This window comes from Pseudoalteromonas sp. UBA2102, from assembly GCF_002331165.1.
In the GTDB taxonomy this organism is placed as follows: domain Bacteria; phylum Pseudomonadota; class Gammaproteobacteria; order Enterobacterales; family Alteromonadaceae; genus Pseudoalteromonas; species Pseudoalteromonas atlantica.
In genome coordinates, this window is the sequence record NZ_DCYU01000146.1 from 9,604 (window position 1) to 24,367 (window position 14,764).

At 41.2% G+C, this 14,764-nt stretch carries 10 protein-coding genes; 1 reads left to right on the forward strand and 9 read right to left on the reverse strand.

The features are described 5' to 3' along the window. From hrpA to B2R65_RS18805, 9 genes are all read right to left on the reverse strand, one after another. Positions 1 to 3,269, reverse strand: a 3,269-nt coding sequence (gene hrpA, locus B2R65_RS18765; RefSeq protein ID WP_286745263.1) for an ATP-dependent RNA helicase HrpA, incomplete at its 3' end; no start/stop codon positions are given. Between the two features lie 95 nt (positions 3,270 to 3,364). Then, positions 3,365 to 4,399: an isoaspartyl peptidase/L-asparaginase family protein gene (locus B2R65_RS18770; RefSeq protein WP_286745265.1), complete on the reverse strand. Its 1,035-nt coding sequence runs from the start codon at positions 4,397 to 4,399 to the stop codon at positions 3,365 to 3,367. A gap of 246 nt (positions 4,400 to 4,645) precedes the next feature. Next, complete coding sequence (locus tag B2R65_RS18775) at positions 4,646 to 5,353, reverse strand: SapC family protein (protein WP_004589180.1); 708 nt, start codon at positions 5,351 to 5,353, stop codon at positions 4,646 to 4,648. Between the two features lie 338 nt (positions 5,354 to 5,691). Next, a complete protein-coding gene (pgl, locus tag B2R65_RS18780; RefSeq protein ID WP_273606365.1) occupies positions 5,692 to 6,402 on the reverse strand; it encodes a 6-phosphogluconolactonase in 711 nt (236 codons plus the stop codon). 3 nt (positions 6,403 to 6,405) lie between these two features. Next, positions 6,406 to 7,878, reverse strand: coding sequence for a glucose-6-phosphate dehydrogenase (gene zwf, locus B2R65_RS18785; protein ID WP_004589178.1), 1,473 nt, complete (start codon positions 7,876 to 7,878; stop codon positions 6,406 to 6,408). Between the two features lie 268 nt (positions 7,879 to 8,146). Continuing rightward, positions 8,147 to 9,793, reverse strand: a complete 1,647-nt coding sequence (gene pgi / locus B2R65_RS18790; RefSeq protein WP_286745272.1) for a glucose-6-phosphate isomerase — start codon at positions 9,791 to 9,793, stop codon at positions 8,147 to 8,149. A 517-nt stretch (positions 9,794 to 10,310) separates the two neighbouring features. Further along, entirely contained in the window at positions 10,311 to 12,536 is a 2,226-nt protein-coding gene (locus B2R65_RS18795) for an aminotransferase class V-fold PLP-dependent enzyme (protein ID WP_286745274.1), read from the reverse strand. Between the two features lie 126 nt (positions 12,537 to 12,662). After that, positions 12,663 to 13,739 (reverse strand): AI-2E family transporter, encoded by a 1,077-nt coding sequence (locus B2R65_RS18800; RefSeq protein WP_096041482.1) that lies wholly within the window; start codon positions 13,737 to 13,739, stop codon positions 12,663 to 12,665. Further along, positions 13,732 to 13,950: a hypothetical protein gene (locus tag B2R65_RS18805; protein WP_286745277.1), complete on the reverse strand. Its 219-nt coding sequence runs from the start codon at positions 13,948 to 13,950 to the stop codon at positions 13,732 to 13,734. Before B2R65_RS18805 ends, B2R65_RS18800 begins: the two co-directional genes overlap by 8 nt. Positions 13,951 to 14,097: 147 nt before the next feature. Here B2R65_RS18805 and B2R65_RS18810 point away from each other — a divergent pair, with 147 nt between their 5' ends. Continuing rightward, on the forward strand, positions 14,098 to 14,763 hold the full coding sequence (locus B2R65_RS18810) for a hypothetical protein (RefSeq protein ID WP_004589173.1): 666 nt from the start codon (positions 14,098 to 14,100) through the stop codon (positions 14,761 to 14,763). Position 14,764 lies beyond the last annotated feature (1 nt).

Sequence of the window (14,764 nt, forward strand, 5' to 3'; positions counted from 1 at the left end):
GCTTTATTAGGCAAGTTTTGCTGAAGGTACTTTATTGGCGACGGCACATTTAATAAAACTAAACGCCGTAAACCTTGCTGATGCGCTTGCTGGGCTTTTTCTTCACTATCAAAGAGCTCAATTGCCGCTGTGGATTTTTTATCTACCAGCGCTGGGTAAGCTTTTATTTCGTATTGGCCTTGCTTTTTAACGTACGAGGCAGGCAAAGCGCCAAAGTCCCATTGTGTTAAATCGGCTTTTTCAATGCCTTTATCGGCCACCTTTGATAGCGTATCGGTTACTTTGCCTTGCAGTTGTGCTTTTAGTTTTGCTAAATCTAGCCCGCGTGCAAGCAATTTATCGTGCTCATCACGCACCTCAAACTGCAACCTTAAATGAGGCGCCAGTGCGTTTAAATCCCACGCTTCTATATCTACTTTTACGCCTGTCATTCTTAGTAAGCGTGTAGTAAGTGCATCAAGTAAGCTGCCTTGCATAGGCTCAATGGCTGCCAGTACAGCATCAGCGTAATTGGGAGCAGGTACAAAGTTACGACGTAACGACTTAGGTAACGATTTAATTAAACCACTTATTAGCTCATGCCTAAAAGCAGGTATGTGCCAATCAAACCCGGTTTCTTGCACTTGGTTTAAAAGTGCTACCGGTATTTGTACAGCCACCCCATCAACAGCTTGTCCTGGATCAAAATGATAGCTCAGCGGCAAAATAATATTATCTTGCTGCCATGTATCAGGGTAATCAAACTCAGTAATATTACTTGCACCGTGTTGCATAAGCTCTTCACGGGTCATGTATAGGTAGCGTTTATCTTTTTGCTTTTGGGTTTTATACCACTTTATAAAGGCTGCACGGTTGTTGATTTCTTTAGGTATTTTTTTATCGTAAAATTCAAATAACGTTTGCTCATCAACCAAAATATCGCGACGTCGCGATTTATGCTCAAGTACCTGAATATCTTCTATTAGCTCGCGGTTGTACGCTAAAAACTGCTCATTTAAGCCAAGCTCTTGCTCTACAAGGGCGGTGCGTACAAACAGCTCACGGCTAACTTTAGGGTCTATATTGCTATACACACAACGGCGTTTATTAACCACCAATAAACCGTACAAGGATTGTTGCTCGAACGCGATAACAGCGCCTGGTTTTTTCTCCCAATGCGGCTCAGAATAGCTTCGCTTTACTAAATGCTGTGCAAGGGGCTCTACCCAATTAATATCTATTTTGGCATTAATACGTGCGTATAGTTTACTGGTCTCTACCAGCTCTGCCGACATAATCCATTTGGGGCTCTTTTTAAATAATCCAGAACCCGGAAAAATATGAAACTGGCTATTGCGAGCGCCTTTATATATTTGCTTTTCGTCTTTAAAGCCTATGTGACTTAACATGCCGCTCAGTAACGCTTTGTGAATTAGCTCTGAGTCAGCCACTTGCGTGGTGGCTTTAATTTTCATTTCGTTGCACACAGTGCTTATTTGATAAACAATGTCTTGCCACTCACGAATACGCATATAAGCTAAAAAGTCTTTTTGGCACAACTTTCTAAACTGGCTATTTGTCAGCTCACTTTGCTGCTCTTCTAGGTAATTCCAAAGATTTAAAAAAGCAATAAAATCCGAGTCAGGGTCATCAAAGCGGCTGTGTTTTTCGTTCGCTGCTGCGCGTTTTTCTTGTGGGCGCTCTCGGGGGTCTTGAATCGATAGCGCTGCCACAATAATAATAACTTCTCGTAGTGCACCGAGCTTATTAGCCGTCAACACCATTTTAGCTAAACGCGGGTCGACCGGTAAGCGGCTAAGCTCACGCCCTGATTGCGTTAAACTCGTTTGATGGCGCTTTTTACTCGGCTTAATCGCCTGAAGTTCTTCAAGTAGGGTTAAACCATCGTTAATATTGCGACTATCTGGCGCTTGTACAAACGGAAACTCGCTCATATCGCCAAGCCCTAATGCCAACATTTGCAAAATAACAGAGGCTAAATTAGTGCGCAGTATTTCTGGGTCTGTAAATTCAGGGCGAGATATAAAGTCATCTTGCGAATACAAACGAATACAAATACCCGCTTCAACACGGCCACAGCGTCCCATACGTTGGTTCGCACTTGCCTGAGAAATAGGCTCAATAGGTAAACGCTGTACTTTAGTACGATAGCTGTAACGGCTAATACGCGCTGTACCTGGGTCTATTACATAGCGAATACCCGGCACCGTTAATGAGGTTTCGGCCACGTTGGTTGATAAAATAATATGGCGGCGCGAATGCGGGGCAAATATACGGTTTTGCTCTGCGTTAGATAAGCGCGAGTAAAGTGGTAATACGTCGGTGTGTTTTAAATTACGTTTAGAGAGCGCCTCTGCGGTATCGCGTATTTCGCGCTCGCCATTTAAAAATATGAGAATGTCCCCTGGCCCTTCAGCGCACAGCTCATCTACCGCATCAAAAATACCTTGCAGTTGGTCGCCTTCGGCTTCCATAGCGTCTTTATTTATATCGCTTATAGGGTTATAGCGCACCTCAACGGGGAATGTACGTCCCGACACTTCAATAATTGGCGCATCATCAAAGTGCTTTGAAAAACGTTCAGGATCAATGGTCGCCGAGGTAATAATAACTTTTAAGTCGGGGCGCTTTGGCAGTAAGTTTTTTAAATACCCTAAAATAAAATCGATATTTAAGCTGCGCTCATGGGCTTCATCAATAATGATGGTGTCGTACTGATTTAAAAAACGGTCTTGTTGTATTTCGGCGAGCAAAATACCGTCGGTCATCAGTTTTACATACGTATTATTAGAAACCTGATCACTAAAACGTATTTTAAAACCGATTTGTTGGCCAAGCTCACATTTCATTTCCTCAGCAATGCGGTTAGCTACACTGCGCGCGGCTAAACGTCTTGGCTGGGTATGGCCAATAAAGCCATCAACCCCACGGCCAAGCTCTAAACACATTTTTGGTATTTGCGTGGTTTTACCTGAGCCTGTTTCACCGGCAATAATCACCACTTGATTATTCGCAATGGCGTCTTTAATGACGTCCTTTTTTTGACTTACCGGTAATTGCTCAGGGTACGTTACAGCGGGCAGCTCAGCTAAACGTTTTTCACGTAGCTGCTGGCTGCGGGTAATATCAGCCGCTATTTTTTCAAGGGCATTGGCCTGCTTAGTCTCGTCTTGTATTTTTTTTACGCCATGTAAGCGTTTTTTAAATATAAACTGATCTTTTTTTAAGCACGTTTTAAGCTCGCCAAACAACTGACCTAGGTTTACCACCCGCACACCTTATAAATTTAATAAATGAGGGCTAATAGTATCAAAATAAACGCGCTGCGTTAATCCTACAATCCCTATAAGGCTTATATATCACGCTATTGGTTTTTAAAAATGCCCACAAAGGTTGCTTGCGTGTTCGATTTGCTCGCTCGGTACATGCCCGAGGTATTAAATGGCATACTAATATGGCCTTTAGCATCCACAATAATAACCCCACCTGTACCACCTATAGGCGCAAGTACTTGGTTAATAACCTCATCCCCAGCTTGTTCAATGGTTTTATTTTGATATTTAACGCGTGCACAAATATCACTGGCAACACTGTAACGAATAAAATACTCGCCGTGACCGGTGGCCGACACCGCACACGAATCGTTTTCAGCAAATGTACCCGCGCCAATAACAGGGGAATCGCCAATGCGGCCAAAGCGTTTTGCGGTCATGCCACCTGTAGATGTACCTGCGGCTAAATTGCCGTTTTTATCAAGTGCCACTGCGCCTACGGTGCCCATTTTATAATTTGTAGGCAGGGCTTTATGCGCAGCTTGGTAGTTTTTGCTGGTTGCTTTTTCTTTTTCTAATTTTTGCTTTGCTTTTATAAGTGCTTCATAACGGTGCTTAGTATCAAATATATTATTTTCTATCAGCGCAACGCCCTGCTCTTTTGCAAATTCTTCAGCGCCTTGACCACTAAGCATTACGTGTACTGAGTTATCCATTACTAAGCGGGCTAATTGAATTGGGCTTTCTATGTGCTTTACGCCAGCGACCGCACCCGCTTGGCGGTTTCGCCCATCCATTATTGAGGCATCAAGCTCATGGCTGCCATCATAAGTGTACACTGCACCGCGCCCAGCATTAAAGTAAGGCGACTGCTCTAATACTTCAATAGCAGTGGTGATTGCATCTAAACTTTCGCCGCCCTTTTCAAGTACGCTGTAACCTGCTTCAACAGCTTCGGCTAGTTTTGCTCGGTAGGCTTTTTCTTGCTCTGGGGTAAATTTTGCTTTTTCAATTGTGCCTGCTCCACCATGAATCGCTATAGCAAACGGGGCTTGTTCACTTAATGCTTGCGTGCTTAATGTTAAGCAGCCGCTGGCTAAAACTGACAATAAGAATGTTTTTTTCATAGTGCGCTCTTTTTTAAATTTAGTATTGAATTTACTTTGAATGGTTACGCGTATTTTTTCAACTAATATCAACGGCATTAAGTTAGCGCTTTATTTAAGCAGCCAATAAACAGCCTAATAACAAAGCGAAATACGAGGGCGTAATTTCCCTTCATCACCCCCTACTTTTTAACCCAATTGGCATAGAGTAAGGTTAATGGCACAAAAAAAGCGCCATCAGGCGCTTTTTACTAAACGTGTATGTAATTACGCGTCTTGCTTAGCTTTTAAACGTGCTAAACGTGCTACTTGGTGAGTAGATGTTAAGAACGAATAAATAGGTGCTAAGTAACCGCGCTTACGAAGCTCTAAAAATTCTTCATCGCTAAGCGAGTTAAGTTTTTTCTCATCGATAAGGTAAATACCGTTGATGTCTTTTTTCTCGCCTTTAATGTCTACTGTTAGCGTTTGCGCTACTAGTAGCTCTTTATCAGCTAAGTATTTAGTGAATGCTTCTGTTACTTGAGAAAACTCAATGAAAGACACTAAAGACTCTTTACGACGTTTTAAGTAGTCTGTTTCTTCACCGTTTTCAAATAATGCGTTGCCTTCTTCTTCACCTACAAGCGAGCTTGCTTCGTCAATCACAATACCGTACTGATCTTGCTCAGGGTGCTTTACTAGACCTAATGGGTAACGCGTTGATGCCATAGGAGCAAAAGCTGCTGTCCATTTACCATCTTCTACAAACAGGTTTTCGCCTGGCTCTAGGCCAAACATTGCAACTGCTTGGAAAGTACCGCTTTCGTTGTTTTTAACAAAAGACATTGGGAATTCATTTGCTACGCGTGCAAACTCATGTGCAACTACTGGCACTAAATGTTGAGTTTTCATAAATTCAACGTTGATGCCGTTTTGAATTTTAGTGTTGGCATGCTTTTCGTTGTGTAAAGGCTGTACTTGTTGCTCCGCCATGTTACTGCTCCGTTTATTTTTAATATATATGTTTCATTGTTAATGCCTTTAGGCTAATGCTTTTGAACGAAAAAAGGAAGGGAAAGTTTTATGACAACCGTCATGAAAAAATAAAGTTTAACTAAATCTGGGCGTTGCTAAAAAACAGACAATAAAAACGCAACTAATACGCTCAAAAACAGTACAAATAACGGGTGATTTTAATACAGCGCCATAAAAACCATTAACATTGGTTAACAGTTTGACGGTATTTTTTGAATAGGTTTAGCATGTTATTTAGCCAAATAAAAAGGCAGCTTAATTAAGCTGCCTTTTTAAACTGTAAATGAGCGGCTAAATTAAGGCGCCCAATACACTTCAATATTTATGCTTGGGTGGTTTAGCACAGCGCGAAGTGGCATATCGTTTACATCACCACCCGCTTTAGCTTGCTTGTAAACCGCTAGCTTTTCTTCACCACTGATCAGAAGTTTAACCACTTTAGAGTTTGCTATTGCATTTAAAGTTAGTGTCATGCGCTCTGTAATGCTGCCTGTCACGTCACTTTCTATTGCATTAATAGCGCACACAGTTTGCTGTGTTGTTAAACCATGCTCAAGGCCCTGCGCATGTGGGAACAAAGACGCTGTATGGCCATCTGGACCCATGCCTAAAATTGTTACATCATACGGTGCTTTTAAAGCGCCATAAGCGGCTTCACATACTTGTGTACCTTGCTCGGCCGTTGCTGCATCGTTTTTCATGGTAATAAAATTAGCGGCACTGCCGTAATTTTGTAACAAGGTGCTTTTTATAAACGCTTCGTTACTTTTTTCGTGGCTTGGCTCAACCCAGCGCTCATCAACCATGGCTACATCAATATTTTGCCAATCTAAATCAAGCGTTGATAAGTGCTTGTACGCCGGCGCCGGAGACGAACCGCCCGATACCATTAGCACAGCACGGCCATCACTTTTTATGCCATCACGTAAAGATTGCTCAAGCGTGTGTGATAGCTCAGCGGTTAACTCATCTTTTGAGTCAAAAAACTTTTCAACAAGTGTTGCCATACCTTACGCCTTATCGCCTGTGTTAAACCACACGTGGTTGTTTTCAGCTAATAATTCATCAGCATCATCCGGTCCCCAGCTACCAGCACGGTAAAGTGCAGGTTTGCCTTTGGTTTGCCAGCGCTCAATAATTGGATCTATCCATTTCCACGCTTGACGAACTTCGTCACGGTGTATAAATAACGATGGGTTATTAGCTGCAGCATCAAGCATTAAGCGTTTGTACGCATCAGAATGGAAACCGTTGCTGTATGCTTGAGAAAGCTCAATATTCATCGTTACCGGCTCTAATTGCATTTCAAGATTATCAAGGCGCTTAGACATAAGCGTTAATTGAATCGTCTCTTCAGGCTGCAAACGAATAACAAGGCGGTTTGGCTCAATATTACCCACGTTTTCTTCATAAATATTGTGCGATACTTTTTTGTACTCAACCACAATTTCTGCACAACGTTTAGCCATACGCTTACCAGTACGAAGGTAAAAAGGCACCCCCGCCCAGCGCCAGTTATCAATGTGTGCACGAATAGCCACAAAGGTTTCTGTTTTACTTGAACCTTCGTTAAGCTCTTCTAAGTAACCTGGTACAATTTTACCGTTTAAATCCCCTGGTACGTATTGACCGCGAACGATATTTTCATCTACGTCACCTTCGAGTAACGGACGAAGTGCTTCTAATACTTTAAGTTTTTCAGTACGGATGCTATTTGCGTTTAGTTTATTTGGTGATTCCATTGCCACTAAGCACAATAACTGTAATAGGTGGTTTTGCACCATGTCGCGCAGTGCACCGGCTTTATCGTAAAAACCAGCACGGCTTTCAAGGCCTACCGTTTCAGATAAACTAATTTGAATATTATCAATAGATTTAGCATCCCACATGTTTTCAAACAGTGAATTTGAAAAACGCAGTGCCATTAGGTTTTGTACTGTCTCTTTACCTAAGTAGTGGTCAATACGGAAAATTTGCTCTTCGTCAAAAAACTCTGCAATTTTACCATTGATAGCCTCTGCTGATTCGCCGCAGTAACCAATTGGCTTTTCAACAACCACACGTGAAGTGGGTGTGATTAAACCTTTCGTTGATAAAATTTCACAACATGTGCCGTAAACAGCAGGCGGAAGTGATAAATAAAATACGCGAGATTTATTGCTGTCGTGCTCATCTAAAATGCCTTTTAGTACATCCCAGTTGTCGTCAGCTTCAGTTACGTTGCTTACTACAGGCACTAAGTAAGTAGAAAATGCTTTCCAATCTTTAGCGTTAAATTCGCCTTTACTTAAAAATTCTTTCAGTGCGTTGTGTGCTGTTTCTATGTAGTCAGCACGCTTACTTTCTTCACGCACTGTAGGCAGAATACGCGAGCCTTCTGGTAAGTTGCCTTCTTGATATGCTCTGTACATTGCAGGTAGCAATTTGCGTAACGCAAGATCACCACCGCCCCCAAAAATTATAATATCAAAAGGATTAAGCATAGTTACTCTCTACGTTTGTAATACCTAAAAGCGACTTCCATAAGCCGCTTGGTATGCAGGTTTAGTGCTTGAATGACAGTGGCTCTTAGTGTTAATAAAAGCCTATTGAATGTTTTACGCTATGGCGTTTTATTTATTATTTGACTGTTCGCACAATTAAATGAGTCTTAGGAGTCCTGTAAATCCTCTCACAAAAATACAGGCCCTAAGAACTCCAGCGCTACCCGTTCAAAGGTACTCGGTTTGCTTATTTACATAAGCGAATATATTACTGCGTACGGTGTTGCTTGTAGTACGCGATTAAGCCATTTGTTGAACTATCGTGGGCGTGTTTTACGCTGTCATCGGTTAGTTCGCTTTCAATTTTAGAGGCAAGGCCTTTACCAAGCTCAACACCCCATTGATCAAATGAGCAAATTTCTAAAATTATGCCTTGGCAGAAAATTTTATGTTCGTACAGCGCAATTAAGCGTCCTACTGTTTTTGCATCAACTGTATCTAGCAGTATAGATGTTGTAGGACGATTCCCCTGATGAATTTTATGATTTAGTAACTCATCAATTTGCGCTTGTGTTTTACCTTTAGCGGCTAAATCTTCTGTGACTTGCTGTGCATCTACACCGCTCATCATTGCTTCTGTTTGCGCTAAAAAGTTAGATAATAAAATATCGTGATGCTTATCTACGGCTACCTGCGGCTTAACTGAGGCTATAAAATCAGCAGGTACAATTACATTACCTTGGTGTAAGCACTGATAAAACGCATGTTGGCCGTTAATACCGGTCATACCCCAAATAATAGGAACCGTTGTATAAGGTACGGTTTCGCCTGCAAAGTTTACGTGTTTACCGTTACTTTCCATCTCACCTTGCTGTAAATACGCAGGTAACATATGAAGCGCTTGGTCGTACGGTAAAATAGCTTGCGACGTAAAGCCTAAAAAGCTGGTATTCCATACACTAAGTAGTGCCATTATAAGCGGAATATTTTGCTCAAATGGGGCTGCTTTAAAGTGCTCATCTACTTCAAATGCGCCTTCTAAAATAGCTTCAAACGCGTCATAACCTAGGTATAACGCAATAGGTAAGCCTATCGCACTCCAAAGTGAAAAGCGACCCCCTACCCAATCCCACATAGTGAATACGTTTTCATCGCTAATACCAAAGGCTGCGGTTTTTTCTAAGTTTGTACTCACAGCAACAAAATGTTTAGCAATGGCGCTGTCATCTTTTGCTGTTTGTAAAAACCAATCAACGGCCGTTTTGGCGTTGGTCATGGTTTCTGATGTGGTAAATGTTTTCGATGAAATAACAAACAAGGTTGTTTCTGGGTCAATTACTTTTAACACAGAGGCAATTTGAACACCGTCAGCATTAGATACGTAATGAACATTTAAAGTGTCATCAGCAAGTGCTTTTAGCGCTTCGGTTGCCATTTGCGGACCTAGGTTTGAACCACCTACACCAATGCTTACCACATCTTTTACTGCTTTACCTGTGTAGCCTACCCATTGCCCACTGCGTACTTTTTCTACAAAGGTTTTAATTTTTGCTAATTCGTTATCAACCGCTTGCGTTACGTCTTCGCCGTCAACAACTAAAGGTGTATGGGCACGATTACGTAAAGCAGTATGAAGAACAGCACGCTCTTCTGTAATATTGATTTTTTCACCGCTGAACATCTTGTCGCGCCAAGAGGCAATGTCACACTCTTTAGCAAGCTCGATGAGTTGTGCAAAAATAGTTTTATCAATACGCTGCTTTGAATAATCAAACAACACACCCGGAATTTGAGTAGAGAATGCATCAAATCGTGTATCATCTTGTGCAAATAACGTTTTTAGATGGGTTTGTTTCATCTGCGCGGCACTATTTTGTAGTGCTTGCCAACTTGCTAATTGCGAACGATTAGACATGTAAATATCCTCTAAAATATTTAAATTAATGATTTAAAAACAGTTTTAGGTAAAAAGACTTCGCTAATTGCGCGTAGTGCTAGTAAAAAAGCAAGCGCTTAGTATAACGAAAAAAGCAATAAAAATGCTGTTTTTATAATTTATGATGCAGATAATAACGCAATTTTTTACTTTTGACACCGGTATCATAAAAATTTTATGAATTAATTACCCACAAATTTTAAGCATTTAATAGTTTAAACAACATTTATTAAATATTCATGAATTAGGGCCTGTTGACCTTTTAGGATTAAAATTTGTACAAACTAGGAACAATTTAATCCTGCCGCGAGGTTTGTTCCCTAATGGGTTCAGTAACGCCTCCTGCGTTACGCTACTGGCTTACATCCATGTAAAAAACCAAACACACTGCTGCAAATTAAACTTCGAAACATTATAGGCCCAAAGCATAAAATGCATCGTATGCACTCGCCTAGCTTTATAGGTGGTTAAAACATCCTCAAAACTAGGCCCATAATTAGCTCACCAACGCCAAGCCACCCGCTACGTTATAAATATTCGCAAAGCCTAATTGCTGTAAATTTGCCGCTGCAATTTTAGAACGATTGCCGCTTCTACACAGTAATATATAGGTGTGCTGCGGGTTTAATTGATTTTGTACTATGGCGTTAGCCATACGGCTAAGTGAAATATTTAGCGTATTAGCTAAAGGCGCAGCAAAAAGCTCCGCCACATTAATTGCGCCATGTTCATACGGCTCACGGGTATCAATTAAATACACATTTTTTTGCGTTAGTAACGCTTTAGCTTGTCCAAAGTCTAGCTGCTTAGTGTCTGTTTGCACCGCCGCCTGTACATAGCCACACAATTGGTTACTGGTTTGCATATGTAGCTGATCGTGTTGTGCTTTTAGCTGTGCAAATTGCGCCGTACTTATTTCTCCATTTAATAACGGGCTAAGCAAAGGTGTTTGTGCACGTACAGTACGCCAGTTAATGGCAAAGCATTGCTGATAGTCATGCCCCGAACAAATAACCGTATCGTCACTTATTTGCTCAGCAAGGGTAATAAGTGAGTGTGCCATTTGCGTTGCACTGCCCCCTTCAAGCGAGGTATTGCCAAGTCCTGCAGGTAAAATTAAATCACCGCAAAAACAATAATCAATATGACCTGTGGTGCGCTCTTTTAATAAATAACTAACGCTGTCTTTGCTGTGCCCTGGGGTTGGCTCTATGGTTAGCGTTTTTGTACCAAGCTCAATGCTATTTTGCAGCGCATGCGTTGTGCCCAGTACTTCATTTAACAAAGCCACTGCGCTTGGGCGGTCTTGGTGCTGGTGGGTATCTAAAATTGCTTTTACGTTGAGCTGTTGTGTGCTCACTATTTTTTCAAAGCGCGGAATAAGCTCTATTACCGGGTCAATAATAACGGCGCTGTCATCGTCACTAACATACAGCCAGCTACACGCCCCTTTATGCCTAAATTGTGTTAATCCCAGCGCGCACACTTCTTGCTTTGGCGAGGCACTGTCAGAAACAATTAAGCAATTGGCCTCTAATACCGCCTTTAAGGAGCATATACGCTTACATGCTTGGTTAATTTGCTGCTCGGTTGCAGCAGGCCCAAAAGACAGCCTAATGGCGTTTTCACTTTGCCAATTAGTTGCCCCCATTGCATCAAGCACAAAACTGCGTGTTGCCCCTGTACTGCACGCCGAGCCACCGCTCACTCTAATGCCTGCTGCGTCAAATAAATCAATAACCTCTTTGGAGGTAAGCGTATCAACAGCAAAATTAAGGGTGGTAGGTACAGAATGTGAAAAATCGTGATTAAAGGTTATATCACCAAAGGTACTTTGCAGCGCATTAAGCAGTTGCGCTCTGTAGCTATTTAATACCTCAACCGACTTAAACGTGTCGTCGTTTTTATCTAGCAGCAAGTTAAACAGTTTATTAAGCCCTGCTATACCTGGTAGGTTTTCAGTGCCAGAGCGCATGCCGCTTTCTTGCCCGCCCCCCGCAATAAATGGCGTATAGGCACTGCCATTTTTAATGTATAAAAAACCAATACCTTTTGGTGCATAGAGTTTATGGCCCGAAAACGGGGCATAATCTATGCTGGTACTACTAAGCGCTAGCGCTTGTTTACCTAAGGCTTGTACACAATCAACCATCCAAGACACTGATTTATTACGGCTGCGAATAGTATGCTCTATAGCGTTTAAATCTTGATATACACCGGTTTCGTTATTAACCGCCATGGTGCAAATCATTAGCGCGTTATTTATGTGCTCACTAATAAACGCTAAATCTAAAACCCCTTTACTATCAACAGGAATAGCCAGTAATTGGGCGTTAATGCCTAAAACGCTATTCCAATGTTTTAACGTATTAGGCACCGCTTTGTGCTCAGTTGCCCCGTACAATAATACAGGGTTTTTAATCGTATGATTTTTAGCATGAATGAGCGTAGAAACAATGGCTGTTTGTATGCCCTCTGTTGCGCCTGAGGTAAAAAGAATATCGCCATCGGGCGCACCAATAACATGGCGTGCATTTTGTCTTGTTTGTTCTAATAAATACTTAGCTTGTATACCGCTAATATGGGGGCTTGAAGGGTTACCAAAACAAATTTGCATGGTGTGCGACACCACGTCGGCAATACAGGGTAAAACAGGTGTTGTAGCATTTGCATCAAGATAAACTTGAGCTGCTTGTTCATCGTGCAATAAAAACTCAGACATTAAAAACGCACCTTTATTACTAAAAAATATATCTTATACCCAATAGTACATAAGTTTGTCCTCATTGGGTAATAATCAATTAGTAACTTAGGTGCGTTTACTATGCTTTTTTAAACTAAAAGTACGTTATTCTGCCCGCTCTTTTGTTATTTCTCCATGCGTGGATGACCAGGCATTTATTAGCGCTTTTACAAGCGATGCGAGTGGAATGGCAAAAAACACGCCCCAAAAACCCCATAAGCCACCAAAAAATAGCACAGCAACAATAATAAATACGGGATTTAAATCAACGGCCTCAGAAAACAACAAAGGCACTAATACATTGCCATCGAGCGCCTGAATGATCCCGTAAATTATTAATATGGTCCAAAACTGCGTTTCGATACCAAATTGAAACAGCGCCACCGCCGCAACCGGTATGGTAACCAATGCCGCACCCACAAATGGAATTAACACCGAAAACCCAACCAACACGCCAAGTAAAGCTGCATAACGTAAATCAAGTACAGTAAAGGCAATAAACGAGGTGCCACCCACAATTAAAATTTCGAATACTTTGCCTCGAATATAATTCATTATTTGCTGGTTCATTTCGTGCCACACTTGCAAAATTAACCGTCTCTGCTGCGGAATAAGCGTAGCGGCACTACTCGTAAGCTCAAGCTTGTCTTTAAGCATAAAAAATACAAGTAAGGGTACAAGCACCAAATAAATAAGCCATGCCACAACATCTTTTAGAGAAGTAAGTGAAAACGAGACAATAACTTGGCCAAATTCGAGCGCCTTTGCCTCTACACTTGCCACAATAGCTTGGACCTGCTCGGCATTAATTAAACTGGGGTATTGCTGTGGTAAGGCCATTAAAAATGACTTACCTTGCTCTACCATGTGCGGGGTTTCTTGTACTAAATTACTGGTTTGCTTCCAAAGTACTGGGCCAATAACCAAAATAAGGGTAAGCATAACTCCGGTAAATATCAGCATTACAATGACTGTGGCACTAAAGCGTTTTAACCCAAAGCGCTCTAAGTGTACAACCGGCCAATCAAGTAAATAAGCAATCACCAATGCCACTAACACAGGAACAATTAACGAGCCAAAAAAGTACAGTAATGCCACAGAGGCAATGAGTAAAAAAAGTAAGGTGACTGAATGAGGATCTGAGAACTTTCTTTCGTACCATGTTTTAACGTATTCAAACATGCAATGGCTCCACTAGTAATAGTCCTAGGTGTTGATCAAATTTATATGTATATGCATTTTTGCTTAAAAAACGCGTAATATCATCTGCGCTTTCGTCGTTATTTATACTAAACGTTATTGCCTTATTAGATGACCGCGCATTACGAAGCGCTAATTTAAATTGTACAAACTGTTGTGGGCATTTAAATTTTTTTAAATCGCACTCTAACATAACTACTTTACTCGCTAAGTAAAATGAATAATAAGTCGCATATTGTCGGTCATTCTATTTATAAAATGTGAACAGCAGTAACTTTTTCTTAAAACCATTCCAGCAATAGTTTATCCTTATAACATAATTAGCAGTAAGGATAAGTTAATGCCTGGCACGCATAATAAAGCGCAACTACCTAGTAATCCAACTCTCAAAGAGATTAATTGGTATAAAAAGCAGATAAACTGGGGAGAGCTCCCGCCTTTTTATCATCTTGTTGCTTCTTCGGTCAGCGAATCTGAAGGAATATTGGAGCACGGATTTGATAATGCTGTAAAAAGCCTGATCAATAAACGCAATTGGAACTTAGACTTACTTGATGGCTATGAAGATGATTTTGGTGAAATACACACCAAGCATAAGCCGCGTATAGCGCTACACCAAGTATTTACCGACCGAGGCTTTGAGCTCTGGGCGCAACCCTATGCTAAAGATATAATAATTGATCAATACGTTAAAGATAACCGCTTTATGGAGTTTAAAGTATGGGATCCGCATTCAATGAAAAACCTGATCCGCATAAATCAGCTCCATAAGTTTATTGGTTTTTATTTTGAGCGCGGCGACAAGGCCGATAAAGCCATTATTTTACATGCACATAAGGTAGTACATAAAATTATTAAATTTTTGCAGCAGGAATTGAACGTTGTAAAGCTTGATGGAGTCACAATAAAAGAACTCTACCAATTGTGCGAAAAAGACAGCCGTGCAAGCAGCGATGAAATTGACATAGCAAAAATTGCCATTGGTGAACAAATTAACAAGGAATAAA